This is a genomic window from Sphingomonas elodea ATCC 31461 (assembly GCF_000226955.1).
GTDB classification, from domain to species: domain Bacteria; phylum Pseudomonadota; class Alphaproteobacteria; order Sphingomonadales; family Sphingomonadaceae; genus Sphingomonas; species Sphingomonas elodea.
Map to the genome: position 1 here is coordinate 22,168 of NZ_AGFU01000040.1, position 25,871 is coordinate 48,038.

Consider the following 25,871-nt stretch of genomic DNA (forward strand, 5'->3'; position numbering starts at 1 on the left):
TCCAACCCGTGTCGGTTCCGTTCCGAGCGCCGATCCCGGCACCTGTTCCCCTGCCCGGCGCTTTCGGATACAGGCGGCGGCCCCCCATCGAGATTGCCGTATCTGCCTGTGACGCCACGCATCCCTTCCGCTTCCGTCCCCGCTTGGCTGCGGCTGCTCCTTGGTGTCGTCGCGCTCGCCGCGCTGGCGGTGCCGACGCTGCTCGTGCTCAATGCACCCAAGGTGCCGCAACGGCCGCATCGCGTGCCCCCCGTGGTGCTGCCCAACCGCGTCGTGCCGAAGGAAGAGCTGCCGCCGGTAGAGCCGGTGGCAATCGCCGACCTCTCGCCGGACGATGCGCGCGCGTTCAACGCCGCCATCCCCTTCTCGACCGATCCGAACCCGGCCGCCCGCCCCTTCCATCTGGTCGGCGCGGCAGACAGCCAGGCGCGCGCGCTCGACTGCCTCGCCGCTGCCGAGATCTACGAAGCCGGCGACGACGCACTGGGCGAGCGCGCGGTGGCGCAGGTGATCCTCAACCGCGTGCGCCACCCCGCCTTCCCGAAAACAGTGTGCGGCGTGGTGTTTCAGGGATCGGACCGCAGCACCGGGTGCCAGTTCACTTTCAGCTGCGACGGTGCGCTCACCCGCTGGTCGCCGACGCCCGTTGCCTGGGCCCGCGCCCGCGAGATCGCCAAGATGGCGCTGCACGGCGCGGTATTCCGCCCGGTCGGCCATGCTACCCATTATCATACCGATTGGGTGGTGCCGTACTGGAGCGCGAGCCTCGACAAGATCGTGGCGCTCCACACCCATCTTTTCTTCCGCTGGGCCGGCTGGTGGGGCACCCCACCCGCCTTCAACCGCGGCTATTTCGCGGACGAGCCGAACATTCCCCAGCTCGCCAGGCTCTCGCCCGCCCACATCGGCGGTGCGACGGACCCTGCGGCCCAGGCTGGCGATCCCGGGGCAACCGGCCTGCTGTTCGATGTCGCCAAGGCCGCCAGCGCAATCCCGGCGAGCGCGGTGCCCGCTGCGGTGGCCGGCGACCAGAACGTGTTCCTGGTGACGCTGCCCGACGACATGGTGCCGGACCTCTACCCCGCCCTCGCCCTGCGGACCTGCGGCGACCGGCCCTATTGCAAGTTCATGGCCTGGCTGGATTCGTCGAAGAAGCCGGCCCGCCTCCCGCCCACTGGCGAGCAGGCCGCCGCCATGTCGTTCAGCTATCTGCGCGATGAAAAGGTGCAGTATGTGAAGGCGTTGTGGAATTGCGAGCAGTTCCGCCGCCCCAGCCCGGCCCAGTGCATGCGCCGCCAGCCGCCGCCCGCGCCGGTCGCGACGCCGACGCCCGCGCCGACCGCAGAGCCTGCGCCGCTCGACGGCGTCCGTCGCAAGGCGCCCGCACAGAACAAGGCCGGCGCTGCGTCTTCCGCAACGCCGGCCTCGTCGGGTCCCAGCAGCAGCGATTAGGCTGCCTTGAACATCTCCGGGTCGAGCGCCATCACGGATTCGCTGCCTGCCTCGATCTTGCGGCGCAGGCCGCTCGCATCGGGGAGGAACCGCTCGGCATAGAAGCGCGCGGTGACCAGCTTGGCTTCGAGGAAGGCGACGTCCTCGGCGCCCTGGGCCAACGCCTCGCTTGCCGCCTTGGCCATGCGCAGCCACATCAGGCCCAGCGCCACCGTGCCGGTCAGCTGCATATAGGGATAGGCACCCGCACCGACCTGGTCAGGGTTCTTGAACCCGTTCTGCGCCAGCCACATGGTGGCTCCCTGCAGATGGCCGAGCGCCTTCTCCAGCGCCTCGGCGAAGCCCGCGAGCGTCGCATCGCCCTTGGCTGCCGCGACTTCCTCGCTCACCACGCGGAACAGCGCCTGCACCGCCCGGCCGCCGTTCAGCGCCAGCTTGCGGCCGACCAGGTCCATCGCCTGCACGCCGTTGGTGCCTTCGTAGATCATCGCGATGCGGGCATCGCGGACATACTGCTCCATGCCCCATTCGGCGATATAGCCATGGCCACCATAGACCTGCTGGCAATCGGTCGCGACCTTGTAGCCGATATCGGTGCCGACGCCCTTGATCACCGGGGTCAGCAGCCCGACCAGATCGCCGGCGAGCTGGCGCTCCTCCTCGGTCGGCGCGGCATGTTCCATGTCGACCTGGAGCGCACCCCACAGGCAGAGCGCGCGGAGGCCCTCGATCTGCGCCTTGGCCTCCATCAGCATGCGGCGCACGTCGGGATGAACGAACAGCGTGTCGGCCTTCTCCGCCGGCTCCTTCGGACCGGTCAGTGCGCGGCCCTGGCGACGGTCGCCGGCATATTGCACGGCGTTCTGCATCGCCACTTCGGCAATGCCGAGGCCCTGCAGGCCGACACCCAGACGGGCCGCGTTCATCATGATGAACATGGCCGCCAGACCCTTCATCTCCTCGCCGACCAGCCAGCCCTTGGCGCCGTCATAGTTCATCACGCAGGTCGAGTTGGCGTGAATGCCCATCTTGTGCTCGATCGAGCCGCAGGTGACCGCGTTGCGCTCTCCCAGCGAGCCGTCGTCGTTGACGATGAACTTCGGCACCACGAACAGCGAGATGCCCTTGGTGCTGTCCGGCGCGCCCGGCGTCTTGGCCAGCACCAGGTGGATGATGTTGCTGGTCAGGTCGTGCTCGCCCGACGAGATGAAGATCTTGGTGCCGGTGATGCTGTACGAACCGTCCGCGTTCGGCTCGGCCTTGGTCTTGATGAGGCCCAGATCGGTGCCGCACTGCGGCTCGGTCAGGTTCATCGTGCCGCCCCATTCGCCCGAGACCATCTTGGGAACGTACTTGGCCTTCTGCTCGTCCGATCCCTTGACCAGCAGCGCGGCGATCGCACCATGGGTAAGGCCCGGATACATGGCGAAGGCCATGTTGGCGGAGATCATATATTCCTGGAAGGCTGTGGAGACGACGTGCGGCATGCCCTGCCCGCCATATTCGGCCGGCGCGCTGAGCGTGCCCCAGCCGCTCTCGACGAACTGCTGGTAGGCGTGCCTGAAACCCTCCGGCGTCGTCACGCTGCCATCGGCATGGCGGGTGCAGCCCTGCTGGTCGCCGCTATGGTTGATCGGGAACAGCACCTCGGCAACGAACTTGCCGCCTTCCTCCAGCACCGCATCGACCACATCGGGGGTCGCCGCCTGGAAGTGCGGCAGGTTGGTATAGCGATCGAGCCCGATGACCCGATCCAGAACGAAGCGCGTGTCGCGCACGGGGGGCGTAAACTGCGGCATTTCAGGTTCCTCAGTGCTCGTTGTCTTTGCTTTTGATCAGGTCGACGAACTGGGCGAGCTCGGCGATATGCGCGTCGATATCGCGCTTCTGCGCTTCGAGATGGCGGATGCGGTCCATGCAGCGCTCCAGCGTCACCTGGCGCTGCACGCGGCGCCCGTCGCCGAGATCATAGAGATCGATCATCTCCTTGATCTCGCCCAGGCTGAACCCCACCCGCTTGCCGCGCAGAATCCAGGCGAGCCGGGCGCGGTCGCGATGCGTGTAGATGCGCTGGGTGCCGCGCCGCTCGGGCGAGATCAGCCCCTCGTCCTCGTAGAAACGAAGTGCGCGGGGGGTAACGCCGAACTCGGCGCACAGATCGGAAATGGAAAAGGCGTCGCGATCGGGACGCGGTTCGATCGGCGCCAGGGCCTCGATCGGAAAGGCAGCAGCGGTCATGCAGCCTTTCTAGTTTCCCTTTACGTGAACGTCAAGCGGCGCGCGCTATTTCTTGGGGCGCGATCCGCCGGTCGATCGGGCACGGACGATGTCCTCATGGAGCAGCATCGCCCGCGTGTTGAGCTCGGCGGCTTCGGAGTAGGTGGGGCCACCCCAGATCTGGGCGGACACCGGCGCGAGGGGAAGCAGGCTCAGGGCACTGGCGAGGAGCAGAATACGCATCGTCACTCTCCCGAAAAGGCGGTCGCCGCCGCTATCGGGAGATCCTATCACCTCCGCACCGCCCGTCTATTCGCCGCAGAGCGCGCGCCCCTCGGGATCCCGCATGGCGCGGCCCTCGGCGACCGACTCGCCCAGCCGCACGAACTGGGTGCCCGCCAGCGCCGCCCGCCCGGTGCAGAGTCGGCGGCACGCCCCCGGCACCGCCCCGGGCAGCGCGAGCCGATCGCCGTCGTAGCGCGCGGTGAAGCTGCAACCGCCATCCGCGCCGAGGGAAACCGCCAGCCCCTCGCCGATGCGCCGCACCTGGCCGATCGCGCGGCAACCGTTACCCTCACCATAGTCGATGACGATGCCGATCCGGTGCTCCTGGTCGGCGGGAACAATGCACAGCCGGTCGGCCCCGCGCGCATAGGCGCCGAGGATCGCCGTGCTCGCCGGGTCGCGCACCAGCCCGCGCCGGACCGCGGCCGCTTCCAGGTCGATCGAGGCGTTGGACATCGCGTCGGGCGACGCGCCTCCGCAGGCCGCCAGCGCCAGCAACAGCAGAAGCGCGAGCCCGGCCCGTCTCATGCGTCGCGCACCAGCGCTCCGTTCTCGATGCGGCGGTAGAAGCAGCTCGGCGCGCCGGTGTGGCAAGCGGGGCCATGCGGCTCGACGCGCAGCCACAGTGCATCCTGGTCGCAATCGATCCGCGCCTCGACGACATGGAGGAAATGGCCCGAGGTCTCGCCCTTGGTCCAGAGCCGTCCGCGGCTGCGCGACCAGAAGGTCGCCTTGCCGGTCTCCAGCGTCACCGCCAGCGCCTCGGCGTTCATATGCGCGAGCATCAGCACCTCGCCGGTGGCGGCATGGGTGGCGACGGCGGTGATCAGGCCGTTGGCATCATATTTCGGATCGAGCGTGGCGCCCGTTTCGCGGATATCGGTCACGCGAGCGCTGTAGCGGGGTTCGCGGCGAGCGTCATCCCTCGCCTGTCCGCGCGGAGCGGTTTAGGGCCTCGCGCGTCCTGCGTTCGAAGGGAGACTCTTCGTGATCCTGTATATCCTGGCCCCGCTCGTCCTCGCGACGGCGCCGTTGCCGGCGCAGGCCGGCCCGAGCTTCGCCTGCTCGACCGCCGCGATGCCGACCGAAAAGGCCATCTGCGCCGATCCGAGGCTCGGCGCGCTCGATCGCGAAATGGCGCAGCTGTTCGGAATCGCCAAGGAGAGCGCGTTCGGCAGCGGCCCCTCCAACCAGCTGGCCGTCCAGCGCACCGCGCTGCAGGAGATGCGCGCCTGTAAGCCGCCGCTTACCCCCTGCCTGCTGGATCGCTACGCCCTGCGCAGCCAGGAACTGGCCATCGCGGCCCTTCCCAAGGCGCCCGCGACCGCTCTGCCGATCCTCCGCCGCAGCGACCCCGCTTTCGCGCCGATACTCGAGGCGGTACAACTCTGGTCGGAAGCGCCGGTCGACGCCAACTGGTCCGCACCGGAACGTACGAAGCCCCGCACCCGCATCTCCGCGCTGCTCCAGCCCTATCTCACCGGGCTCCAGACCAAGCCGGACCAGGCGTTCGGGAACGCCATCCTGCGCGCGCCCGGCACCGACGGCGTCATGGTGAAGACGATCGACGATCTGTTCCGCTCCGATCGCCACTTCGCCGCCTTCCTCAACGTGCTCGGCCCCTATCTTGACGAACCCAGGCTCTCCGGCGCGCCGCGCACGCTGCCCTGCGCCGCGATCGTCCGACATCCGAAACTGCTCGAGGCGACCGGCCCGGCGTTCGGCTCGACCCTGGACAATTTCATCTTCCGCAACGACTGCCGTGACACCCTGCCGCCGCTGCCGTCGCTCGACGCGCTGCAAACCAAGCTGTTCCGCAGCTGGCCGGAATGCGAAGGCACGATCCGCTACATGGCGTACAGCAGCTTCAATCGCGACATCGACGCGGCACGGCTGGGCATGGTCGAGCCCGGTACGGCGAAGCCGCTGCGCGCACGCAAGGGCGTGACGAGGGCGGATCTGGACGGCGTCCAACGCGACCTCACCGCCTATTACGCGACCTATCTGCACCGCGCTCCGGCGGCTGCCGCCACGATGGCCCGCGGCGCGCTCTCCCGGCTAATGACGGGTGCGCACCAGTGCGAGTGAGGTTCAATGCTTTCGGATCGCCTTGATGAGGCCGTCCTTGTCCATCTTCGATCGCTCCTCGATACCGATCGCCCTGGCCTCGTCGTATAGATCGGCCTTGCTGCGATCCTCCAGCCGGCCGCCTCCCGAGTCGAGGCTGCCGTTCGCCTGGGCATTGGCGATCCGTGCGGCCTTCTCCTTCAAGGCGCCGTCGTCGCGGAGTTTCTCGTACAGGGTGTCGTTCTTGATCTGCGCACCATGGTCCTTGGCCATGCTTCGTCTCGCATTTGCCAAGGGCTTAACCGGCAAAATGGGTAAACGCTCCTTTTCCGTGTGACAGACCGGAGACAAAGCCTGACGAAGCGCCTATATGGCCGCCAACCGTTGCCGTTCCCCCCGAGGGCCAATGCTTACCACACACCCGTTCGATGACGACAAGCTGCGCGAAGAGTGCGGCGTATTCGGCGTTTCCAACAGCGAGGGCGCGGCCGCGATGGTCGCGCTCGGGCTGCACGCCCTCCAGCACCGCGGCCAGGAGGCCGCCGGCATCACCAGCTGGGATGGGCATCAGTTCCACTCCCACCGGGCGATGGGCCATGTCGCCGGCAATTTCGATCGCGACGACGTGATCCGGTCGCTCCCCGGCCTCGCCGCCTGCGGCCATGTCCGCTACGCGACGACGGGCGGCTCGGCGATCCGCAACGTCCAGCCGCTCTATGCCGAGCTGGCCAGCGGCGGCTTCGCGGTTGCGCATAACGGCAACATCTCCAACGCGATGCGGCTGCGGCGCGATCTCGTCCGCCGCGGCGCGATCTTCCAATCGACCTCGGATACCGAGGTGATCATCCACCTCGTCGCCACCTCCCAGTACCGCACGCTGATCGACCGGTTCATCGATGCACTGAAGCAGGTCGAGGGCGCCTATTCGCTGATCGTGATGACGCCGGAGGGCATGATCGCCTGCCGCGATCCGCTCGGCATCCGCCCGCTGGTGATGGGAAAGCTGGGCGAATCGGTGATCTTCGCCTCGGAAACCGTCGCCCTCGACGTGGTCGGCGCAGACTATGTCCGCGATGTCGAGCCGGGCGAGCTGGTGATCGTTAAGGGCAATGGCGAGCTTTCCAGCCACAAACCGTTCGCGCCCCAGGCGGCCCGCCCCTGCATCTTCGAATATGTCTATTTCTCCCGCCCCGATTCGATCAGCGACAATCGCTCGGTCTATTCGGTGCGCAAGGCGATCGGCGCGCAGCTGGCAATCGAATCGCCGGTCGAGGCCGATCTCGTCGTGCCGGTGCCCGATTCGGGCGTGCCCGCGGCGATCGGCTATGCGCAGCAGTCGGGGATTCCGTTCGAGCTGGGCATCATCCGCTCGCACTATGTCGGCCGCACCTTCATTCAGCCGGGCGACAAGGTCCGCCACCTCGGCGTGAAGCTCAAGCACAATGCGAACCGCGAGCTGATCGCGGGCAAGCGCATCGTGCTGATCGACGATTCGATCGTTCGCGGCACCACCAGCCTCAAGATCGTGCAGATGATGCACGAGGCCGGCGCCAAGGAAGTGCACATGCGCATCGCCTCGCCGCCGACGCGGCACAGCTGCTTCTACGGCGTCGACACGCCCGAGCGCGCCAAGCTGCTCGCCGCGAAGATGGATGTTGGCGGCATGACCGACTTCATCCATGCCGACAGCCTGGCCTTCGTCTCGATCGACGGGCTGTACAAGGCACTGGGCGAAGCACGCCGCGCGGATATCCACCCGAAATATTGCGACGCCTGCTTCACCGGCGACTATCCGACGACGCTGACCGACCAGGACGAACTGGCACCGCCGCCGGACCAGCTCGCGCTGCTGGCCGAGAAGGTCGGCTGAGCCGGGCATGAGCCAGGGACCGCTCGCGGGTCAGACCGCACTCGTCACCGGCGCCAGCCGCGGCATCGGCGCAGCGACCGCCGTCGCACTGGGTGCCGCCGGCGCCCATGTCGTCCTCACCGCGCGCACCGCGGGCGGGCTCGAGGAAGTGGAGGACGCGATCTTCCAGGCCGGCGGCAGCGCCACGATCGCGCCGCTCGACCTTACCGAGCACGACGCGATCGGTCGCCTCGCTGGCGCGATCGCCGAGCGCTGGCCGGCCCTGGACATGCTGGTGCTCAACGCCGGCATGCTCGGCACGCTGAGCGCGGTGACCGCGATCGACTTCGCCGAGCTGGCCAAGGTGCTGACCCTCAACGTCAGCGCACAGGCCGCGATGCTCGCGGCGTTCGATCCGATGCTGCGCCGGGCGCCCGCCGCCCGCGTGCTCGGCATCACCTCCAGCGTCGGTCGTACCCCGCGCGCCTATTGGGGCGTCTATGGTGCATCGAAGGCGGCCTTCGAGAACCTGCTGCTCAGCTACGGCCACGAGCTGGAGAATGTGAGCGAGGTCCGCGTCGGCATCGTCGATCCGGGTGCCACCCGCACCAAGATGCGCGCCCGCGCCTTTCCGGGCGAGGATCCGGCGACGGTAAAGGCCCCCGAGGTGGTGGCCGAGCGGATCGTCGCGCTGATGGCCGCCGGGTTCGAGCGCGGCCATTTCGAGCGGGTCGGCTGAGGGTCTAGTTTTCCTCTTCGTCGCCCTTGGCGGCGGGGCTCGGCGCAGGTACCGGCTTGGCGCACGCACACCGAGCGGCCGGCGGCCGTCGAGGCGGCGCCGTCGCCGCGAACTCGGATCGGGTGAGGACCCCCGACTTGTCGGCATCCGCCCCGGTGAACTTGGCGATCGACTTGGCCGCCCATTCCTCGAAGCTCAGCCTGCCGTCGCCATTGGCGTCCAGCCTGGCGAACGCCTTGTGGCGCGCGGCGAAATATTCGTCACGGCTCACCGCTTCGTTGCGATCCTTGTCGTAGCGATCGAAACGCTTCTGCTCCCGGGTCTTGGCATCGGCCTCCGGCGCTGCATCGGGCAGCGGTGCGGCCGCGCTGGCGTTGCCCGGCATCGCCGGCAACACCGCAGCCAGCGGCGACGGCGACGGCCCGCGCTGGAACAGCAGCAATCCCCCGAACGCAAGCAACAACGCCGCCCCGGCACCTACCGCATATCGCCACATCGGACCGTCTCCCCGCAAGACTTGCAGGAAGCTATAGCTTCAGGGGCGTGCAGCCAAGCCCTATCGTCCGCTCAGCCTATGCCAGAGCAGCCGACCCACCCGCTTGGGGGCGCCCAACGGCAGCGGTGCACCTGCCGGCATCTCCAGATCCATCCGCGCCCGATGCGCCAGCGCGCCCAGCGCGCGGCCATTGCGGCTCCAGCGGGGAGCAAGCGCCTCGGCCAACCGCGGCCGGGCGGCGGTGCGGGCCGCGTCCGCCTCGTCGCCATCGCCAAGGTGCCGGGCGAGGTCCGCCAGCGCCCAGCCCTCGCCCGCCGCCGCGAGCGGATCGTCTCCCGCGTCGAGCGCCTTGCCCGCCGCGACGAACAGGCTGCCCCGTCCGGCAGCGAACCGGGCAAGGGCAAGGCCGTCCAGCGCCTCCTCCTCGACCAGCACTTCCCAGCCATGCACGATCGGCACCAGCGAGGCACCCGATACGCCACGCGGCAGCAATTCGGCAGCGAGGCCGGTCAGCACCGGCTCGGCCGGGGGCGGCGCGGTATCCAGCTTGGCGAGCGCCTCGCGCCACCAGGCAAGCCGCAACTGCCCCACCGCCGGCTGGCTGGTGGTGCGCAGCAGCTGCGCCAGCGCATCGTCCAGCGCCAGCAGCGCCGCCAGGGCAGACCGGCTAACGTACGGTACGTAGGAGAGAATCAGGGCCCGTTCGGGATCGTCGGGCATCGAATTTAGCGAAGCGTTCACCCCTCCCCTCTATGGCGAGAGGCTCGCCGGCGAAAGGGGGCAGTGCGCGCCGACGCCCGAGGGTTTCGATCGATCACGATGCGTGGCACGTTCTTCCAGCGATTGCAGCGGCGACGCCGCGTCCCGCGGGGGAACTCCCAGGCCTTGTTGCGGCGGCTGCGCGGCGACATAGCGGGGAACACCCTGGCGATCATGGCGATCGCGCTGGTACCGCTGCTGTTCATTGCCGGCTCCGCCGTGGACACCGCGCGGCTCTACATGGTCAAGACGCGGCTGCAGCAGGCATGCGACGCGGGCGCGCTGGCCGGGCGCCGCTTCATGGTCTCGACCAACGCCACAACACTCGACGCCACCGCGACCACCCAGGCGAACGCCTTCTTCGCCAACAACTTCAAGGCGGGGCTGTTCGGCGCCAAGGCGATCAGCTTCACCCCCTCCAAGACCGGCGACAACCAGGTCGCCGGTACCGCCTCGGCCACGGTACCGATGACGCTCACCGCGATGATGGGCTTCGGCGACCAGACGCTGACCGTCGCCTGCGAGGCGCGCTATGACGTTGCCGATACGGACATCCTGTTCGTGCTGGACACGACCGGATCGATGGCATGCCTCAGTTCGGAGACCGAGGGCTGCAATCAGCCGGTGTACACCTACACGCGGCCGACGATCGCCGGCGCCCCTGGCTATGGCGGCACCACCGGCTATGCGGTCCAGGAGAAGACGGGCTCGAAGATCGCCGGCCTGCGCTCGGCTGTGCTCAACTTCTACGATACGCTGGCCGCCGCCGTCGATCCCGCAACCCATCTGCGGTACGGCTTCGTCCCCTACACCTCCACGGTGAACGCCGGCTATGCGGTGACCGCGCTGTCGACCAGCTACATCGTCGACAGTTGGACCTATAACAGCCGGGCGCTGGCCGGCGACGCCAACAACGGAGCGAGCAGCAGCACCACCTACAGCAACAAGAACCAGGGCCAGTGCAACGCCTATGCCGGGCGCAGCCCCGCCACCGGCTTCAGCGCCTCGGGCGCGGCAACGGTGACGACGGCAAGCTGGACTCCGGCGAACGGCAGCACCCCGAGCAGCTGCGTCGTCACCGCACAGCCAGTGAAGCCCAACTGGACCTACAGGAAGGTCAACCTCGACACGAGCCAGTTCAAGCTGGGCACCGCCGTGACCGATCCGACCAAGATCACCGGGGCCACATCGCGCTGGCAGGGCTGCATCGAGGAGCGGGACACGACGGCGACCGGCTCCTTCGACTATTCCAGCCTGCCGCCGGACCTCGATCCCGATCTCGTGCCGACCAACGATACCACCCGATGGCGGCCGATGTGGCCGGACGTGGTCTATTATCGCGGCGAATATTCCAGCCTCACCTATTCGGGCAACAGCTCCAACCCGTTCGGCGACGGTACGAGCCCCTATGCGCTCGACTATTTCACGCCGCTCACCGCCCACCAGAACATCGCCTATGGCTGGGTATCGTGCGGCAAGCCGGTCCAGCGGCTGAAGGTCATGACGCGGCAGGACGTGAGCGACTATGTCAACGCGACCGACTTCGTCCCCCAAGGCGGCACCTATCACGACACCGGCATGATCTGGGGAACGCGGCTGCTCTCCCCCACGGGCCTGTTCGCCACCGACACCTCCGCCTGGCCCGGCCGCAACCCGCCCAAGCGCTATATCGTGTTCATGACCGATGGCGACATGGCGCCGAGCATGTGCCTGTACGGCATGTACGGGATCGAGAATTACGACCAGCGGGTAACGTCGAACGGGTTCCACTCCGGCTGCTCGGACAGCAGCCAGCAGGCCAATCACTATGCGCGCTTCCTCGCCGCCTGCGCCGCCGCCAAGGCACGCAACATCTCGGTGTTCATCGTCGGCTTCGGCCAGACGCTGACCAGCCAGCTGCAGAGTTGCGCGTCGCCGGGCCAGGCCTTCTATGCGGCCGACAATACAGCGCTCAATGCCGCCTTCCAGACGATCGCCAAGCGCGTGGCGATGCTGCGGCTCACCCGGTGATGCGGCGGCTGTGGCACGATCGCGGAGGCGCGACGCTGATCGAGTTCGCCATTCTGCTGCCGGTGCTGATGGCGCTGCTGATGGGGCTGATGGACATCAGCTACCAGGCCTATGTCCAGGCGGTCCTGGAAGGGGCGGTGCAGAAGGCCGGACGCGACTCCACGATCGAGGCAGCGGATACGGCGACGATCGATGCGCGCGTCGTGACCTCGGTACGGCGGGTGGCGGGCAACGCCACCGTTACCCCTAGCAGGCGCAGCTATGCCAGCTTCGGCCTGATCAAGGCCGAGAGCTACACCGATAACAACGGCAATAATCGCTACGATGCCGGCGACTGCTTCACCGATGTCAACGGCAACGGCCAGTGGGATGCGGATCCCGGCATTGTAGGCCAGGGCAGTGCCAGCGACGTCACCGTGTACAAGGTGACGGTAACCTATGGCCGCCTCTTCCTCATGGCAGGGCTGATCGGCTGGAGCAACCAGGTGGTGCTGAGTGCCTCCACCCGCTTCAAGAACCAGCCCTATAATGCCCAGTCGGTGCCCACCCAGCAGGTGCTGTGCAAATGAACCCGCCACGCCTGCTATGCCGCCTCGCAGCCGACCGCTCCGGCGCCGCGCTGATCGAGTTCGCGATCGGCTTGCCGGTGCTGCTGACCGGCGGGCTTTGGGCGGCCGAATTGACCAACTATGCCCTAACCAACCAGCGCCTCAGCCAGGTGGCGCTGGCACTGGCCGACAACAGCAGCCGCGTCGGCCTGTTCAACGGCACCGGCACCACCCAGATGCGCGAGGTGGACCTGAACGACGTCCTGCTCGCCGCCAAGCAGCAGGGCGCGCCGTTCAACCTGACCGCCAATGGCCGCATCACCCTGTCGAGCCTGGAAAACAGCAACGGCACCCAGCGCATCCACTGGCAGCGCTGCATCGGCGCCAAATCCGGCGTCGACTATGACTCGCACTATGGCAAGACGCTGATGCCGGATGGCGTCACCTATGATCCGCGCGCGGGCGTCAACACCGCCGCGACCGGAGACAACAGCGCCAGCAATCCCGGTACCCTCGCCCCCAACGGCATGGGAGAGACCGGCGCGCAGGTGAATGCGCCCGCGAATTCCGGCGTGATGTTCGTTGAGATCAACTATCTCTACACGCCGATCGTCGGCAATGGCTGGTTCGCCAGCCCGAAGGTGCTGCGCTACATCGCCTCGTTCGTCGTGCGCGACAATCGCGACTATGGCCAGGTCTACAACCCCGCACCCGCCGCGAGCCGCTCGACATGCGATCTGTATGCCGCGTAACGAAAAGGCCCGCCCGACACTGGGTCGGGCGGGCCCATTTTCTCGTCAGAAGACGAAGATCAGCGATAGGTGACCTTCTTCACCACGGCGACCACCTTGTCGGCGTTCACCAGGGCGAGCTTTTCCAGGTTCGCGGCGTAGGGCAGCGGCACGTCCTCGTTGGTGACGCGCAGCACCGGCGCGTCGAGGTCGTCGAAGCCCTCTTCCATCACGAACGCGGCGACCTCCGACGCGATCGAGCAGACCGGCCAGCCTTCCTCGACCACCACGATGCGGTTGGTCTTCTTCAGGCTCTCCAGCACGGTCTGCTTGTCGAGCGGACGCAGCGTGCGCAGGTCGATCACCTCGGCATCGATGCCCTCGGCCGCCAGCTTCTCTGCCGCTTCGAGCGAGACGCCCACGCCGATCGAGTAGCTGACCAGCGTCACGTCCTTGCCCTCGCGCATGATGCGGGCCTTGCCGATCGGCAGGACATAGTCGTCGAGCTTCGGCACGTCGAAGCTGCGACCGTACATCAGCTCGTTCTCGAGGAATACGACCGGGTCTTCCGAACGGATCGCCGCCTTCATCAGGCCCTTGGCATCGGCCGCGTCATAGGGCGCGATCACGATCAGGCCGGGAACGCTGGCGTACCACGGGCCGTAGTTCTGGCTGTGCTGCGCGCCGACGCGGCTGGCCGCGCCGTTGGGACCGCGGAACACGATCGGGCAGCGCATCTGGCCGCCGGACATGTAGTTGGTCTTGGCCGCCGAGTTGATGATGTGGTCGATCGCCTGCATGGCGAAGTTGAACGTCATGAACTCGATGATCGGCTTCAGGCCGCCCATCGCAGCACCGGTGCCGACGCCGGCAAAGCCATATTCGGTGATCGGCGTGTCGATGACGCGCTTGGGGCCGAATTCGTCGAGCAGGCCCTGGGTCACCTTGTAGGCGCCCTGATACTCGGCAACTTCCTCGCCCATCACGAAGATGCGCGGATCGGCGCGCATTTCCTCGGCCATCGCGTCGCGCAGCGCTTCGCGGACGGTGGTCTTCACCATCTCGGTGCCGGCGGGCACGGCGGGATCGGCGGGCCGCGTCTTCTCGACTGCGGCGGTCAGCTGAGCGGTGCCGGTTTCCGGTGCCTTTTCGGTGGGGGCCGGGGCCGGCTCGCTGGCGGGGGCCGGTGCGGCGGCCGCCGTCGAGGCGTCCTCGCCCTCGCCCGCGATCATCGCGATCACGGTGCCGACCTTCACGTTGTCCGTGCCTTCGGCGACCAGGATCTGGGCGATCGTGCCTTCGTCGACGGCTTCGAATTCCATCGTCGCCTTGTCGGTCTCGATCTCGGCGAGGATGTCGCCGGACTTCACGACGTCGCCTTCCTTGACGAGCCACTTGGCGAGCGTGCCCTCTTCCATGGTCGGCGAGAGCGCCGGCATCTTGAGTTCGATCGCCATCTCAGTAGGTCTCCACCAGTACGTCGGTATAGAGTTCGGCCGGATCGGGCTCCGGCGTCTGTTCGGCGAAGTCCGCCGATTCGTTCACGATCTTGCGGATCTCGGCCTCGAGCGGCTTCAGCTGCTCTTCGGTGACGCCCATCGTCTCGAGCTCGCGCTTCACCGCCTCGATCGGGTCCGACTTGTCGCGAACCGACTGGACTTCCTCGCGGCTGCGATACTTGGCCGGATCGGACATCGAGTGGCCGCGATAGCGATAGGTCTTCATCTCGAGGATGACCGGGCCCTTGCCGGCGCGCACCCAGGCGAGCGCCTCTTCCGCCGCACCGCGGCAGGCGAGCACGTCCATGCCGTCCACCTGGATGCCCGGGATGCGGAAGCTCTCGCCGCGCTTGTACAGCTGGTCTTCGGCCGAGGAGCGGTTGACGCTGGTACCCATGGCATACTGGTTGTTCTCGATCACATAGATGATCGGGAGCTTCCACAGCTCGGCCATGTTGAACGATTCGTACACCTGGCCCTGGTTCGCGGCGCCGTCGCCGAAATAGGCCATGGCGACGCCGCCATCCTCGTTATACTTGTGCGCGAAGGCGAGGCCCGTGCCGAGCGAGACCTGCGCGCCGACGATGCCGTGGCCGCCGTAGAACTTCTTCTCGGTCGAGAACATGTGCATCGAGCCGCCCTTGCCGCGCGAGATACCCGCGCCGCGGCCGGTCAGCTCGGCCATGATCACCTTGGGGTCGATGCCGTAGGCGAGCATGTGGCCATGGTCGCGATAGCCGGTGATCACCGAGTCCTTCTCGCCGTCCAGCGCCGACTGCAGGCCCACCGCAACGGCTTCCTGGCCGATGTAGAGGTGGCAGAAGCCGCCGATGAAGCCGAGGCCGTAGAGCTGGCCCGCCTTCTCTTCGAAGCGGCGGATCAGCAGCATCTGGCGATAGAATTCGAGCAGCTGCTCCTTCGAAGCCTTGAACCGTTCCGGTTCGGCCGGGCGCTCGCGATTCGGGATTGCGGGTGGGGTCGGTGCTTTGCGTGCCGGTGCTTTGGCCACGATCAGATATTCCTCATCCGGGGAGGGGAAAGGCGGGTGCCTATACGCGCGTTTTCGCAAGGCTTGCAACCAACGCGCGGACAAAGGAACCGTACATCCGCCCTAAGACGCTCCGCCGTAGCTGGCAACTACCCCTACGGCATCACTTCTTGTCGAGCGGGATGATCACTTCATCAGGGCGGACGACGTTGAGCTGCTTACGCGCAAGCTCGTCCACCATGTCGGGATCGGCGCCGTGCTTCGGATCGAGCAGGTCGACTCGATTCTTCAGTTCGGCCCGCTTCTTCTCAAGCACCGCATATTCGCGCTGCTTGGCGGCAAGCTCCAGCCGAACCTGCTTGGCGGCGACGATCCCGTTGGGACCCAGAACCGCATTATAGCCGAAGAAGCCGATGGCGATCAGCGCCGCGGCGGGAAGCCCCGCCCGGCGCAGCAGCATGGTCATGGGAGAAGCGCGCTTCATGCCCGTGATTCTCGCTGATCCATCGGCTCTTAGCAAGCTTGCGGCTCCTACTTAGGGTCAGGCGCGGCGCAGCACCGAACGGCCGGCATAGACCGCCGCGTCGCCCAGCTCTTCCTCGATACGGATCAGCTGGTTGTACTTGGCGAGCCGGTCCGAGCGCGCGAGGCTGCCGGTCTTGATCTGGCCGCAGTTGGTGGCGACCGCGAGGTCGGCGATCGTCGCGTCCTCGGTCTCGCCCGAACGGTGCGACATGACCGCGGTGTAGGACGAACGCTGGGCGAGGCTGACGGCCTCCAGCGTCTCGGTCAGCGTGCCGATCTGGTTGACCTTGACGAGCAGCGAGTTGGCCAGGCCCTTCTCGATGCCCATGGCGAGGCGCTCCGGGTTGGTCACGAACAGATCGTCGCCGACCAGCTGCACCTTGCCGCCGATCAGGTCGGTCAGCGCCTTCCAGCCTTCGAAATCGTCCTCGGCCATGCCGTCCTCGATCGAGAAGATCGGATAGTCGGCGGCGAGCTTGGCCAGGAACTCGGCATTCTGGATCGAGGAGAGCGTCTTGCCCTCGCCCACCATCTCGTAGGCGCCGTCCTTGAAATATTCGGTGGCGGCGCAGTCGAGCGCGAGCATCACGTCGTCGCCCGGCTTGTAGCCCGCAGCCTCGATGCTCGCCATGATGAAGTCGAGCGCTTCGGTGGTCGAGGCGATGTTCGGGGCGAAGCCGCCCTCGTCGCCCACGCCGGTCGCCAAGCCCTTTTCGTGCAGCTTCTTCTTCAGCGTGTGGAAGATTTCCGAACCGCAGCGCACCGCCTCGACGATGTTCTCGGCCCCGACCGGCACGATCATGAATTCCTGGAAGTCGATCGGGTTGTCGGCATGCTCGCCGCCGTTGATGATGTTCATCATCGGCACCGGCAGGACATGGGCGTTGACGCCGCCGACATAGCGATAGAGCGGCAGGCCGCGGGCATCGGCCGCAGCCTTGGCGGCGGCGAGGCTGACGCCGAGGATGGCGTTGGCGCCCAGGCGGCCCTTGTTGGCGGTGCCGTCGAGCTCGATCATGGTGCGGTCGAGATCGGCCTGGTCTTCGGCGTCGAGGCCGACGACGGCCTCGGCAATCTCACCGTTCACCGCATCGACGGCGCCCTCGACGCCCTTGCCGAGCCAGCGGGACTTGTCGCCGTCGCGCTTTTCGACGGCCTCATGGGCGCCGGTGGAGGCGCCCGAGGGCACGGCGGCGCGGCCGAAGCTGCCATCGTCCAGCAGGACATCCACTTCCACCGTGGGATTGCCACGGCTGTCGAGAATCTGGCGGGCGTGGACGTCGATGATTGCGGTCACGTCATGGTCTCCGTAACATGTCAGGAATGAGGCGCGCGGTGCCTCTAGCGGTTCATGAGGGAACTCGCAAACGGGGCCGTTGTTGTTTCGACGAGGCATGGAGGGTTTTTGATCATGGCAGACGAAACGACCAGCATTGCGGGCGATCCGCTGGGTGGAAATGCAGGTGCGACCGGCGCGGCCGGTGGCGGCACCGAGGATGCAGGCGCCAAGCGCAGCGCATCGGACACGATTCGCGAGGAGGCGTCGAAATACGCCGATCAGGCCAAGGAGCATATCCTCGGCTTCGCCGGCACCGGCAAGGAACGCGCGACCAGCGCGCTCGACGAGGTAGCCGAGATGATGCGCACGGCAGCAGGCGATGTCGATGCCAAGCTCGGCGAGCAGTACGGCCAATATGCACGCACCGCGGCGGACGGCATCGCGGGCTTCGCGGAGTCGCTGCGCGGCAAGGAAGTGAACGAGTTGCTCGACGAGGCAACGGAGTTCGTGAAGAAGAGTCCCGCCATCGCCGTGGGCACCGCCGCTGCGCTCGGCTTCGTGCTGGCGCGGGTGATCAAGTCGGGCATCGAGGCATCGGGCACGACCGCCACCACGGCCGCCCCGGCCGGCAACACACCCTCGACCGAAGACCGGAAGGTCGAGCCCGTCGGCTTCGGCACCGGTCCGTCGGCGTCGCCCGGCACGACCCAGAGCTAAGGACGGGCCATACAGGGCATGGACGCCCCAAATCTGGAAGAAGCCGGCATCGGTGCGCTGATCGGCCAGCTCACCGAAGACGCCAAGGATTACGCCCGCGCTGAAGTCGATTACTTCAAGGCGGTGGCACAGGCGAAGGTCAGCGAGGTGAAGGGTGCCGCGATTGCGGCGGTGCTGGCCCTCGCACTGGCGCTCGCGGCGGCCATCGGGCTGATCGTCGGCGCCATCCTCACGCTGGCGACGCTCGTCGGTCCGGGCTGGGCGACGCTGATCGTGGTCGGCGTGGCGCTGCTGATCGCGGCGCTGCTCGGCTGGGCGGCAGCGCGGGGCATCCGCAAGGCGATGGGAGCGAAGGCATGACCGTACCGCGCAACGCCGACGCCGCCCGCGCTCGCGCACGCGCAGCCCGCGACAGGCTGATGACCACCCTGGGTACCGTCCAGGAACGCCTGAAGCCGCGCAACATCGCGCAGGAAGCCATGGAGAACGCCAAGCAGAGCGTCACGTCCATCGCCCGCGAGGGCACCGAGGCCGTCCGCACCCGCCCGTGGCTCGCCGCCGCGTTGACGAGCGGGATCGGGCTGGTGCTCGCGCGCGGCTGGATCGTCGATATCTTCCGCAAGGGCAAACACGAAACCGACGGACCCGCAAAGGGTTCGACACCCAAAGACCGCACAGAAGGATGACGCCATGAGCACCGAAACCGAAACCGGATCGCGCCTCACCGAAAACCCCGCGCTGCTGCTCGCCGGCGGCGTCGCGCTCGGCGTGGTGATCGGGATGCTGCTGCCGCGCTTCGATCGCGAAAAAGCGGCGCTGGAGCCCCTCGGCCGCAAGCTCGCCGATGGCGCCGCAGCCGCCGTGCAGGCCGCGAAGGACAGCGGCCGCGAGCAGATCGAATCGCTGATCCCGAACAGCGATGCCACCAAGGAACGCGTCTCGGCGCTGTTCGGCACGGTGATCGACGCGGCGAAGGACGCAACGGCCAAGCGCTAAGCCGCCTATAAGGGGTTGAGCCGGATGCCGCTGTCCCGGTAAGGGCTGCGGCATCCCCCCACCCCAGGAGGCCTAATGAGCAAGCTTCACCTGGTTTTCGGCGGCCGCGTTGCCGACCCGACGACCCTCGATTTCGTCGATCCGTCCAAGCTCGACGTGGTCGGCATCTTCCCGGACTATGCCGCTGCAGAAAAGGCGTGGCGCGCCGCAGCCCAGCGTACGGTCGACGATGCCGAGATGCGCTATGTGGTGGTTCATCTCCACCGCCTGCTCGATCCGGACGCCGAGGCCGGCAAGGCCTGATCTCCGCTGATCGCGTCCCTCTCCAGGGCCTGCGATCATGTTGACCACCCCCTGGTCATCCTTGCGAACGCGGGAATCCATTGACGCCGGATTCTCGGCTCTCGCTGCAACGCGCGCGAGAATGGATTCCCGCTTTCGCAGGGATACCGGTCGTTTTAGAGATGTTTAAGGCCGCCCCTTACGGCAGCGGCGCCAGGCCGGGCTCCACGAAGCCGCGCCGGGCCGCCACCGAGAACAGCCGCTCTCGACTGTAAAAGCCCAGCGGCCAGTCGCCTACGACCATCGGCGATTCCAGCAGCCCGTTCGCCCGCGCCAGGAGATCGGCTTCAGGCACCTCGGCAATCAGCAAGATGCAGATGCACACCCGCGACTGAGGCGCAGGTAACGGTATCTTGATAGACGTGATGATCGTCGCTCACACCCTCGGTGCTGTCGTTAAAGCGTCGGATGATGCCGCCGATGTCGGCATCGACATCCACGTCCGGACGCTCGCTCAGCAGATAGCAGCACGCGGCAAGATGCGCCTCGTGCGTCCAGTCCGCGCGCGGCAGGGTGCAGGCGAGCAGCCCCTCCCCCACCCTCACGATCGCCGCGGCGCTGGCAAAGCACCGCGGCGGAAGGTCGGTGGCGCGCCCGTTCAGGCGAGCGCCCGCGCCCTGGGAGCCGCAGCGCGGACGCCGGCCTCCACATGATCCTCGAACTGCGTGAAATTCTCGACGAACTGGTCGACGAGCTTCTCGGCAGTCGCGTCATAGTCGGCCTTGTCCGGCCACGTCTCGCGCGGGTCGAGGATGGCCGAATCGACGCCCGGCACCGCGACCGGCACTTCGAAGCCGAAGGTGGGATCGCGGCGGAACTCGGCCTGGTTCAGACTGCCGTCGAGCGCGGCATTGAGCAGCGCGCGGGTCGCCTTGATCGGCATGCGGTGGCCGATGCCGTATTTGCCGCCGGTCCAGCCGGTGTTGACCAGCCAGCAGGCGACATTCCCTTCCGCGATCCGCTTCTTGAGCAGGTTGCCATAGACCGACGGATGCCGCGGCATGAACGGCGCGCCGAAGCAGGTGGAGAAGGTCGCCTCGGGCTCGGTCACGCCGATCTCGGTTCCCGCCACCCGCGCGGTATAGCCCGAGAGGAAATGGTACATCGCCTGTTCGGGGGTCAGCCGCGCGATCGGCGGGAGCACGCCATAGGCATCGGCGGTGAGGAAGATCATGTTCTTCGGCACCGGCCCGAGATTGTCCGCCGAGGCGTTGGGGATGAAATCGATCGGATAGGAGCCGCGGCTGTTCTCGGCGAGGCTCGCATCGTCGAGGTCCAGCGTCCGGGTTGCCGGATCCATCACCACATTTTCCAGCACCGTGCCGAAGCGCTTGGTGGTGGCGAAGATTTCCGGCTCGGCCTCGGCCGAAAGGCGGATCATCTTGGCATAGCAGCCGCCTTCGAAGTTGAAGACCGCGGTGTCCGACCAGCCATGCTCGTCGTCGCCGATCAGCGTGCGGGACGCATCGGCCGAGAGCGTCGTCTTGCCGGTGCCGGACAGGCCGAAGAAGATCGCGGTATCGCCCTTGGGGCCGATATTGGCCGAGCAGTGCATCGGCATGATGCCCTGTTCGGGCAGCAGATAGTTGAGCAGGCCGAACACGCTCTTCTTCATCTCGCCGGCATAGGCGGTGCCGCCGATCAGGATCAGCTTTTCGCTGAAATTGACCGCGATCACCGTCTCACCGCGCGTGCCGTGGCGCGCAGGATCGGCGCGGAAGCTCGGCAGGTCGATGATGGTGTAGTCGGGCACGAAATCCGCCAACGCGTCCGCTGCAGGCCGAACCAGCAGCGTGCGGATGAACAGATTGTGCCAGGCGAGTTCGTTGATCACACGCACCTGCACGCGGTGCTCGGCCTGCGAACCGCCATAGAGGTCGGCCACGAACAGCTCGTCGCGCGTGGCCAACTCGGCAAGGAAATCGGCCTTGAGCGCGGCGAAATGCGCCGGCGTCATCGCCTGGTTGGTCTTGCCCCACCAGACGCTGGTCTCGGTCTCGGCATCGCGGATGATGAACTTGTCCTTGGCCGAACGGCCGGTATGCTTGCCGGTAGCAACGACCAGGGGACCTTCGGCGGCCAGGCTGCCCTCTCCGCGACGGATCGCGTGCTCCACCAGCGGTGCGGTAATCAGGTTCCAGTGCAGGGTCGCCGAGGTGACGATCCCCTGTTCGCCAAGACCATGGCGCGATTGACGCTTATCCACCCAAGCCTCCATTTTTATTACGCCGCCATTTATATGACAAACCAGATGATTTGCCGCTGGCGTACGTTTATTGCGACTCGCCCCCTCGCATGGCGGTGCAAACAGGGTCAATCCGGGTAAACGTTGTCGGCGTGTTGAGGCGCGCAGAACTTTGGTCTAACGGGTGGAAATGCTGATTTTGCGCCAGCCCCGGGTTGCCGGATGACCGCCACGATCGCGCTGGTCGATGACGACCGCAACATCCTCACCTCGGTGTCGATCGCGCTGCAGACCGAGGGCTTTCTCACCCGCGTCTATTCGGACGGCGAAAGCGCGCTCAAGGCGCTGATCGAGAACCCGCCCGAACTGGCGGTGCTCGACATCAAGATGCCCAAGATGGACGGGCTGGAGCTGCTCCGCCGCCTGCGCGAGAAGAGCCAGATCCCGGTGATCTTCCTCACCAGCAAGGACGACGAGCTCGACGAGGCGCTCGGCCTGGCGATGGGCGCCGACGACTATATCGCCAAGCCCTTCTCGCAGCGCCTGCTGATCGCCCGCATCCGCGCGATCCTGCGCCGCACCGAGCCGGCCGCGCCGGTAGCGGAGGGTGCAGCCCCGGCCGAGCCCGCCGAGGCGCTCGAGCGCGGCCGGCTGAGCATGGACCCCGCCCGCCACAAGGTCACCTGGGGCGGCGTCAACGTCACGCTGACGGTCACCGAATTCCTGATTCTGGAGACGCTCGCCCAGCGCCCGGGCATCGTCAAGACGCGCAACCAGCTGATGGACGCCGCCTATCAGGACGATATCTATGTCGACGACCGCACGATCGACAGCCACATCAAGCGCGTCCGCCGCAAGTTCCGGCAGGTAGATCCGGAATTCGACGCGATCGAGACGCTCTATGGCGCCGGATACCGCTTCTCGGATGAATGACGAGCGCGACCTGGCGCTGCGATGGTCGGGCCGGGTCAGCCTCACGCCGCGGATCCTCGCGGTCAACATCTTCGCGCTGGCGCTGCTGTGCGGCGGATTCTTCTATCTCGACAGCTATCGCAGCCGCATCGTCGACAGCCGCGTCGAGCAGACCAGCCGCGAGGTGCGCCTGATCGCGCAGGCGCTCGCCTCCGCCACCGACAAGCGCCGCGACCTGCTGGTGCTCAGCCTCGCCCGCGACATGGGCACGCGCATCCGCCTCTACGATCCGCAGGGCAAGCTCTTGAGCGACAGCCGCGAGCTGGGCCTGCGCAACCTGGTGCTGCGCGATCCCGACAAGGATCCGGTGGGCCAGACCATCGCGCGTTTCCTCGATGCAGTGATCGACAAGGTCGCCGGTGCCGATCGCGCGCCGCTGTACCGCGAACGGCCGCGCGATGCCGGGCTGGAGTGGCCGGACGTCAAGACCGCGCTGGAAACCCATGCCGCCGCTGCGTCGGTCTGGCGCGCGCCCGATCGCACGCCGGTGATCACCGCCGCCGCGCCGATCACCGGCCTCGGCGTGGTGATGACCGCATACAACGCCCGCGACATCACCCAGACGGTGCGGCTGGAGCGCTACCGGCTGGGTGTGGTGCTCGGCATCGTATCGCTGGTTTCGGTGCTGCTCTCGCTGTTCCTCGCCCGCACCATCGTGCGGCCGCTGCGGCGGCTGGCGCTGGCGGCGATCCGCGTGCGCCTCGGCCGGGCCCGCGAGGTGGTGGTGCCCCGCCTGCCCGAGCGCCGCGACGAGATCGGGATGCTCGCCCGCGCGCTTTCGGACATGAGCGGAGCCCTCCGCGCCCGTATCGACGCGACCGAGACGTTTGCCGCCGATGTGACCCACGAGCTGAAAAACCCCCTCGCCTCGCTCCGCTCCGCCGTCGAGGGGCTGTCGAACGTCAAGGACCCCGCTCTGCGCGACCAGCTGCTCGACATCGTTCGCGACGACGTCCACCGGCTCGACCGGCTGATCACCGACATTTCGGAAGCCTCGCGGATCGACGCGCAGCTCAGCCGCACCACCTTCGAGCCGTTCGACCTGGGCGCGCTGATCGCCGCGCTGATCGGCCAGCGCGAGACCCGCGGCGTGCCCGAGGAGATCCGCCTCCGCTTCGATCGCCCCCGCGGCCAGTCGATGGAGGTGATGGGCGATCCCACGCGGCTGGAGCGCGTGTTCGAGAACCTGATCGAGAACGCCCTGTCCTTCTCGCCCCCCGGCGGCCTGATCGCGATTTCGGCGCAGGAGGAGGACGACACGCTCGCTATCTGGGTGGAGGACGAAGGCCCCGGCGTGCCCGAAGAGGCGCGCGAGGCGATCTTCCGCCGCTTTCATTCGGTGCGCCCGTCCAGCGAGGCGTTCGGCCAGCATTCGGGGCTCGGGCTTGCCATTGCCCGCACCATCGTCGAAGGCCATCAGGGAAGCATAATCGTGGAATCGCGGGAGGATCGATCGCAGGGCGCACGCTTCGTGGTGCGGCTGCCATTGGCAGCCCGCGCATGAGCCCGCCCCTCGACCCGCCCGCGCTCCCGGCAGCCTATAACGAGAGCATCATGCAACGGCGTCGCCCCAAACATATCTTGCTCGTCACCGGCATGTCGGGTGCCGGCAAGTCGACCGTGCTGCGCACGCTCGAGGATCTCGGCTGGGAGGTGGTCGACAACCTCCCCCTGCTCCTCCTAAACCGCCTGCTCGACACCGCGCCGGGTGCCGATGGCGGTGACGACGAGCGCCCGCTGGCGCTCGGTCTCGGCACCCAGACGCGCGGCTTCGACGCCGAGAGCATCGTCCAGCGCATCAAGAAGCTGCGCGAGGACCAGGGGCTCGACGTCGGCACGCTGTTCCTCGAATGCAGCGGCGCCGAGCTGCTCCGCCGCTTCTCCGAGACACGCCGCCGCCACCCGCTCGCGCAGGACCGCCCCGCCGAGGACGGCATCGCCCGCGAACGCGAGCTGCTCGGCCCCTTGCGCCGCTGGGCCAACCGGCTGATCGACACCACCGACATGAAGGCGAACCAGCTTGCCCAGGCGATCCGCCAGATCTTCTCGGCGGATGGCGGCAAGACCACCTTCAGCGTCACCTCCTTCGGCTTTTCCCGCGGGCTGCCGCGCGACGCCGATCTCGTCCTCGACATGCGCTTCCTGCGCAATCCGCACTGGGACACCCAGCTTCGTCCCGGCACGGGACTCGATGCCGACGTCTCCGCCTATATCGCCGCCGATCCCGCGTACGATGCCGCGATGGCGCAGATCGAGTCGCTGCTGCTGCTCCTCCTCCCGCGCTACCAGGCGGAGGGAAAGGCCTATGTGACGATCGCGTTCGGCTGCACCGGGGGACGGCATCGCTCGGTCCATGTCGCCGAACGGATGGCCGCCCGGTTGCGCGACGAAGGATTTTCGCCCACGGTGACGCACAGAGATTTGCAGACCGCGCCACAGGACTCCCTGGAGGGGGCGCCGGTGTCCATGGCTAGGGGCGGAGAATAGAATGATCGGGTTGGTGCTCGTGACGCACGGACGACTCGCCGAGGAGTTCGTCGTCGCGATGGAACATGTGGTGGGGAAGCAGGAGCAGGTCGCCGCGATCTGCATCGGCCCCGAGGATGACATGGAGGGCCGCCGTGCCGACATCGCCGCCGCCATCGGCGCGGTCGATTCGGGCGAAGGCGTGATCGTGCTGAGCGACCTGTTCGGCGGCACCCCCTCCAATCTCGCCATCTCGCTGATGAAGGCCGGCAAGGTCGAGGTGATCGCCGGCATCAGCCTGCCGATGCTGATCCGCCTGGGCAGCGCCCGCAAGACCATGTCCGTCACCGACGCGGTGCTCGCCGCGCGCGACGCCGGCCGCAAATATGTGACCGTCGCGTCGGAAATGCTGGGGCCGCCGCAATGAGCCGGGTGTCGCGCGAGGTTTTGATCGAGAACCGCCGCGGCCTCCACGCCCGCGCCAGCATGGCGTTCGTCACGCTCGCCAGCACCCAGCCCTGCGAACTCACCGTCGAGAAGGACGGCAACAGCGCCGCCGGCACCTCGATCCTCGACCTGATGATGCTCGGCGCCGCCAAGGGCGACACGATCACCATCTCCGCCGAAGGCGACGGCGCGGAAGGCGCGGTGCAGGCACTGGTCGAACTGGTCGAAGCGCGGTTCAACGAGGAATAGCGACTACTTAAGCCCCTCCCCTTCAGGGGAGGGGTTGGGGTGGGGCAGTGTCT

At 67.3% G+C, this 25,871-nt stretch carries 32 protein-coding genes; 17 read left to right on the top strand and 15 right to left on the bottom strand.

The window, feature by feature from the left end; all coding sequences use genetic code 11:
- Positions 1-108: 108 nt before the first annotated feature.
- Positions 109-1,452 (top strand): cell wall hydrolase, encoded by a 1,344-nt coding sequence (locus KK7_RS0112365; RefSeq protein WP_010544962.1) that lies wholly within the window; start codon positions 109-111, stop codon positions 1,450-1,452.
- On the opposite strand, the gene KK7_RS0112370 is transcribed toward KK7_RS0112365, so the two are convergent.
- The 5 genes from KK7_RS0112370 to hisI form a co-directional block, all read right to left on the bottom strand.
- Positions 1,449-3,251, bottom strand: coding sequence for an acyl-CoA dehydrogenase C-terminal domain-containing protein (locus tag KK7_RS0112370; protein WP_010544963.1), 1,803 nt, complete (start codon positions 3,249-3,251; stop codon positions 1,449-1,451). The genes KK7_RS0112365 and KK7_RS0112370 overlap by 4 nt on opposite strands.
- A gap of 10 nt (positions 3,252-3,261) precedes the next feature.
- The gene (locus KK7_RS0112375; RefSeq protein WP_010544964.1) at positions 3,262-3,690 is read right to left on the bottom strand and encodes a MerR family transcriptional regulator; all 429 of its coding nucleotides are present in this window, start codon (positions 3,688-3,690) and stop codon (positions 3,262-3,264) included.
- Positions 3,691-3,735: 45 nt separating this feature from the next.
- Complete coding sequence (locus KK7_RS22925; protein WP_158000003.1) at positions 3,736-3,912, bottom strand: hypothetical protein; 177 nt, start codon at positions 3,910-3,912, stop codon at positions 3,736-3,738.
- A 66-nt stretch (positions 3,913-3,978) separates the two neighbouring features.
- Positions 3,979-4,482, bottom strand: a complete 504-nt coding sequence (locus KK7_RS0112385) for a hypothetical protein (RefSeq protein ID WP_010544965.1) — start codon at positions 4,480-4,482, stop codon at positions 3,979-3,981.
- Positions 4,479-4,841: a phosphoribosyl-AMP cyclohydrolase gene (hisI, locus tag KK7_RS0112390; protein ID WP_010544966.1), complete on the bottom strand. Its 363-nt coding sequence runs from the start codon at positions 4,839-4,841 to the stop codon at positions 4,479-4,481. The genes KK7_RS0112385 and hisI overlap by 4 nt, the downstream gene beginning before the upstream one ends.
- Positions 4,842-4,941: 100 nt before the next feature.
- Here hisI and KK7_RS0112395 point away from each other — a divergent pair, with 100 nt between their 5' ends.
- A complete protein-coding gene (locus KK7_RS0112395) occupies positions 4,942-6,042 on the top strand; it encodes a lysozyme inhibitor LprI family protein (protein WP_010544967.1) in 1,101 nt (366 codons plus the stop codon).
- Between the two features lie 3 nt (positions 6,043-6,045).
- Here KK7_RS0112395 and KK7_RS0112400 read toward each other — a convergent pair whose 3' ends face one another.
- Positions 6,046-6,294: a DUF7218 family protein gene (locus KK7_RS0112400; protein WP_010544968.1), complete on the bottom strand. Its 249-nt coding sequence runs from the start codon at positions 6,292-6,294 to the stop codon at positions 6,046-6,048.
- Positions 6,295-6,427: 133 nt separating this feature from the next.
- Here KK7_RS0112400 and purF point away from each other — a divergent pair, with 133 nt between their 5' ends.
- A complete protein-coding gene (gene purF / locus KK7_RS0112405) occupies positions 6,428-7,891 on the top strand; it encodes an amidophosphoribosyltransferase (RefSeq protein WP_010544969.1) in 1,464 nt (487 codons plus the stop codon).
- Positions 7,892-7,898: 7 nt separating this feature from the next.
- Entirely contained in the window at positions 7,899-8,609 is a 711-nt protein-coding gene (locus KK7_RS0112410; protein ID WP_010544970.1) for an SDR family NAD(P)-dependent oxidoreductase, read from the top strand.
- 4 nt (positions 8,610-8,613) lie between these two features.
- Here KK7_RS0112410 and KK7_RS0112415 read toward each other — a convergent pair whose 3' ends face one another.
- A complete protein-coding gene (locus KK7_RS0112415; protein WP_010544971.1) occupies positions 8,614-9,105 on the bottom strand; it encodes an EF-hand domain-containing protein in 492 nt (163 codons plus the stop codon).
- Between the two features lie 60 nt (positions 9,106-9,165).
- Positions 9,166-9,846, bottom strand: coding sequence for a squalene/phytoene synthase family protein (locus KK7_RS0112420; RefSeq protein WP_010544972.1), 681 nt, complete (start codon positions 9,844-9,846; stop codon positions 9,166-9,168).
- Between the two features lie 144 nt (positions 9,847-9,990).
- On the opposite strand from KK7_RS0112420, the gene KK7_RS0112425 reads away from it, so the two are divergent.
- Genes KK7_RS0112425 through KK7_RS0112435 form a run of 3 tightly spaced genes read left to right on the top strand, consistent with a single transcriptional unit; the run spans position 9,991 to position 13,174 of the window.
- The gene (locus KK7_RS0112425) at positions 9,991-11,874 is read left to right on the top strand and encodes a TadE/TadG family type IV pilus assembly protein (RefSeq protein WP_010544973.1); all 1,884 of its coding nucleotides are present in this window, start codon (positions 9,991-9,993) and stop codon (positions 11,872-11,874) included.
- Positions 11,874-12,443, top strand: a complete 570-nt coding sequence (locus KK7_RS0112430) for a TadE/TadG family type IV pilus assembly protein (protein WP_010544974.1) — start codon at positions 11,874-11,876, stop codon at positions 12,441-12,443. The genes KK7_RS0112425 and KK7_RS0112430 overlap by 1 nt, the downstream gene beginning before the upstream one ends.
- The gene (locus KK7_RS0112435; RefSeq protein ID WP_010544975.1) at positions 12,440-13,174 is read left to right on the top strand and encodes a TadE/TadG family type IV pilus assembly protein; all 735 of its coding nucleotides are present in this window, start codon (positions 12,440-12,442) and stop codon (positions 13,172-13,174) included. Before KK7_RS0112430 ends, KK7_RS0112435 begins: the two co-directional genes overlap by 4 nt.
- Before the next feature lie 59 nt (positions 13,175-13,233).
- On the opposite strand, the gene KK7_RS0112440 is transcribed toward KK7_RS0112435, so the two are convergent.
- The 4 genes from KK7_RS0112440 to eno all read right to left on the bottom strand — a co-directional run bounded on the left by KK7_RS0112440 (position 13,234) and on the right by eno (position 17,462).
- A complete protein-coding gene (locus KK7_RS0112440) occupies positions 13,234-14,610 on the bottom strand; it encodes a pyruvate dehydrogenase complex E1 component subunit beta (protein WP_010544976.1) in 1,377 nt (458 codons plus the stop codon).
- Between the two features lies 1 nt (position 14,611).
- Complete coding sequence (gene pdhA / locus KK7_RS0112445; protein ID WP_010544977.1) at positions 14,612-15,661, bottom strand: pyruvate dehydrogenase (acetyl-transferring) E1 component subunit alpha; 1,050 nt, start codon at positions 15,659-15,661, stop codon at positions 14,612-14,614.
- Positions 15,662-15,803: 142 nt separating this feature from the next.
- Entirely contained in the window at positions 15,804-16,124 is a 321-nt protein-coding gene (locus tag KK7_RS0112450) for an FtsB family cell division protein (RefSeq protein ID WP_029623248.1), read from the bottom strand.
- A 57-nt stretch (positions 16,125-16,181) separates the two neighbouring features.
- On the bottom strand, positions 16,182-17,462 hold the full coding sequence (gene eno / locus KK7_RS0112455; protein WP_010544979.1) for a phosphopyruvate hydratase: 1,281 nt from the start codon (positions 17,460-17,462) through the stop codon (positions 16,182-16,184).
- 114 nt (positions 17,463-17,576) lie between these two features.
- Here eno and KK7_RS0112460 point away from each other — a divergent pair, with 114 nt between their 5' ends.
- From KK7_RS0112460 to KK7_RS0112480, 5 genes are all read left to right on the top strand, one after another.
- Complete coding sequence (locus KK7_RS0112460; RefSeq protein WP_010544980.1) at positions 17,577-18,161, top strand: hypothetical protein; 585 nt, start codon at positions 17,577-17,579, stop codon at positions 18,159-18,161.
- Between the two features lie 18 nt (positions 18,162-18,179).
- The gene (locus KK7_RS0112465; protein WP_010544981.1) at positions 18,180-18,521 is read left to right on the top strand and encodes a phage holin family protein; all 342 of its coding nucleotides are present in this window, start codon (positions 18,180-18,182) and stop codon (positions 18,519-18,521) included.
- Positions 18,518-18,847, top strand: coding sequence for a DUF3618 domain-containing protein (locus KK7_RS0112470; protein WP_010544982.1), 330 nt, complete (start codon positions 18,518-18,520; stop codon positions 18,845-18,847). The genes KK7_RS0112465 and KK7_RS0112470 overlap by 4 nt, the downstream gene beginning before the upstream one ends.
- A 4-nt stretch (positions 18,848-18,851) precedes the next feature.
- Positions 18,852-19,157, top strand: a complete 306-nt coding sequence (locus KK7_RS0112475; RefSeq protein ID WP_010544983.1) for a hypothetical protein — start codon at positions 18,852-18,854, stop codon at positions 19,155-19,157.
- 75 nt (positions 19,158-19,232) lie between these two features.
- Positions 19,233-19,460 (top strand): DUF4170 domain-containing protein, encoded by a 228-nt coding sequence (locus tag KK7_RS0112480; RefSeq protein ID WP_010544984.1) that lies wholly within the window; start codon positions 19,233-19,235, stop codon positions 19,458-19,460.
- 178 nt (positions 19,461-19,638) lie between these two features.
- On the opposite strand, the gene KK7_RS23395 is transcribed toward KK7_RS0112480, so the two are convergent.
- The 3 genes from KK7_RS23395 to KK7_RS0112490 are packed head-to-tail and all read right to left on the bottom strand — an operon-like array spanning position 19,639 to position 21,717.
- Positions 19,639-19,794, bottom strand: a complete 156-nt coding sequence (locus tag KK7_RS23395; RefSeq protein ID WP_237709201.1) for a hypothetical protein — start codon at positions 19,792-19,794, stop codon at positions 19,639-19,641.
- The gene (locus tag KK7_RS23400; protein WP_237709202.1) at positions 19,787-20,044 is read right to left on the bottom strand and encodes a hypothetical protein; all 258 of its coding nucleotides are present in this window, start codon (positions 20,042-20,044) and stop codon (positions 19,787-19,789) included. The genes KK7_RS23395 and KK7_RS23400 overlap by 8 nt, the downstream gene beginning before the upstream one ends.
- Before the next feature lie 53 nt (positions 20,045-20,097).
- Positions 20,098-21,717 carry a phosphoenolpyruvate carboxykinase gene (locus KK7_RS0112490; RefSeq protein ID WP_040598520.1) on the bottom strand — a complete coding sequence of 540 codons (1,620 nt, stop codon included), beginning with the start codon at positions 21,715-21,717 and terminating at the stop codon, positions 20,098-20,100.
- A 189-nt stretch (positions 21,718-21,906) separates the two neighbouring features.
- Here KK7_RS0112490 and KK7_RS0112495 point away from each other — a divergent pair, with 189 nt between their 5' ends.
- The 5 genes from KK7_RS0112495 to KK7_RS0112515 are packed head-to-tail and all read left to right on the top strand — an operon-like array spanning position 21,907 to position 25,818.
- Complete coding sequence (locus KK7_RS0112495; protein WP_010544986.1) at positions 21,907-22,617, top strand: response regulator transcription factor; 711 nt, start codon at positions 21,907-21,909, stop codon at positions 22,615-22,617.
- Complete coding sequence (locus tag KK7_RS0112500; protein ID WP_029623249.1) at positions 22,586-24,160, top strand: sensor histidine kinase; 1,575 nt, start codon at positions 22,586-22,588, stop codon at positions 24,158-24,160. Before KK7_RS0112495 ends, KK7_RS0112500 begins: the two co-directional genes overlap by 32 nt.
- Positions 24,161-24,210: 50 nt before the next feature.
- A complete protein-coding gene (gene rapZ / locus KK7_RS0112505) occupies positions 24,211-25,143 on the top strand; it encodes an RNase adapter RapZ (protein ID WP_029623251.1) in 933 nt (310 codons plus the stop codon).
- A gap of 1 nt (position 25,144) precedes the next feature.
- Entirely contained in the window at positions 25,145-25,549 is a 405-nt protein-coding gene (locus KK7_RS0112510; RefSeq protein ID WP_010544989.1) for a PTS sugar transporter subunit IIA, read from the top strand.
- Positions 25,546-25,818 (top strand): HPr family phosphocarrier protein, encoded by a 273-nt coding sequence (locus tag KK7_RS0112515; RefSeq protein WP_010544990.1) that lies wholly within the window; start codon positions 25,546-25,548, stop codon positions 25,816-25,818. The genes KK7_RS0112510 and KK7_RS0112515 overlap by 4 nt, the downstream gene beginning before the upstream one ends.
- The last annotated feature ends 53 nt before the right edge of the window (positions 25,819-25,871 follow it).

Bases quoted from the DNA above. Each gene is read 5' to 3' on its own strand.
- rapZ (WP_029623251.1), top strand. From the start codon at position 24,211: ATGCAACGGCGTCGCCCCAAACATATCTTGCTCGTCACCGGCATGTCG.
- KK7_RS0112400 (WP_010544968.1), bottom strand. From the start codon at position 6,294: ATGGCCAAGGACCATGGTGCGCAGATCAAGAACGACACCCTGTACGAG.
- KK7_RS0112500 (WP_029623249.1), top strand. From the start codon at position 22,586: ATGGCGCCGGATACCGCTTCTCGGATGAATGACGAGCGCGACCTGGCG.
- KK7_RS0112465 (WP_010544981.1), top strand. From the start codon at position 18,180: ATGGACGCCCCAAATCTGGAAGAAGCCGGCATCGGTGCGCTGATCGGC.
- purF (WP_010544969.1), top strand. From the start codon at position 6,428: ATGCTTACCACACACCCGTTCGATGACGACAAGCTGCGCGAAGAGTGC.
- KK7_RS0112480 (WP_010544984.1), top strand. From the start codon at position 19,233: ATGAGCAAGCTTCACCTGGTTTTCGGCGGCCGCGTTGCCGACCCGACG.
- KK7_RS0112510 (WP_010544989.1), top strand. From the start codon at position 25,145: ATGATCGGGTTGGTGCTCGTGACGCACGGACGACTCGCCGAGGAGTTC.
- KK7_RS0112495 (WP_010544986.1), top strand. From the start codon at position 21,907: ATGACCGCCACGATCGCGCTGGTCGATGACGACCGCAACATCCTCACC.
- KK7_RS0112375 (WP_010544964.1), bottom strand. From the start codon at position 3,690: ATGACCGCTGCTGCCTTTCCGATCGAGGCCCTGGCGCCGATCGAACCG.
- KK7_RS0112385 (WP_010544965.1), bottom strand. From the start codon at position 4,482: ATGAGACGGGCCGGGCTCGCGCTTCTGCTGTTGCTGGCGCTGGCGGCC.
- KK7_RS0112470 (WP_010544982.1), top strand. From the start codon at position 18,518: ATGACCGTACCGCGCAACGCCGACGCCGCCCGCGCTCGCGCACGCGCA.
- KK7_RS0112430 (WP_010544974.1), top strand. From the start codon at position 11,874: ATGCGGCGGCTGTGGCACGATCGCGGAGGCGCGACGCTGATCGAGTTC.
- KK7_RS0112440 (WP_010544976.1), bottom strand. From the start codon at position 14,610: ATGGCGATCGAACTCAAGATGCCGGCGCTCTCGCCGACCATGGAAGAG.
- KK7_RS0112460 (WP_010544980.1), top strand. From the start codon at position 17,577: ATGGCAGACGAAACGACCAGCATTGCGGGCGATCCGCTGGGTGGAAAT.
- KK7_RS22925 (WP_158000003.1), bottom strand. From the start codon at position 3,912: ATGCGTATTCTGCTCCTCGCCAGTGCCCTGAGCCTGCTTCCCCTCGCG.
- KK7_RS0112370 (WP_010544963.1), bottom strand. From the start codon at position 3,251: ATGCCGCAGTTTACGCCCCCCGTGCGCGACACGCGCTTCGTTCTGGAT.
- KK7_RS0112450 (WP_029623248.1), bottom strand. From the start codon at position 16,124: ATGAAGCGCGCTTCTCCCATGACCATGCTGCTGCGCCGGGCGGGGCTT.
- KK7_RS0112515 (WP_010544990.1), top strand. From the start codon at position 25,546: ATGAGCCGGGTGTCGCGCGAGGTTTTGATCGAGAACCGCCGCGGCCTC.
- KK7_RS0112435 (WP_010544975.1), top strand. From the start codon at position 12,440: ATGAACCCGCCACGCCTGCTATGCCGCCTCGCAGCCGACCGCTCCGGC.
- KK7_RS0112490 (WP_040598520.1), bottom strand. From the start codon at position 21,717: ATGGAGGCTTGGGTGGATAAGCGTCAATCGCGCCATGGTCTTGGCGAA.
- KK7_RS0112410 (WP_010544970.1), top strand. From the start codon at position 7,899: ATGAGCCAGGGACCGCTCGCGGGTCAGACCGCACTCGTCACCGGCGCC.
- KK7_RS0112415 (WP_010544971.1), bottom strand. From the start codon at position 9,105: ATGTGGCGATATGCGGTAGGTGCCGGGGCGGCGTTGTTGCTTGCGTTC.
- KK7_RS0112475 (WP_010544983.1), top strand. From the start codon at position 18,852: ATGAGCACCGAAACCGAAACCGGATCGCGCCTCACCGAAAACCCCGCG.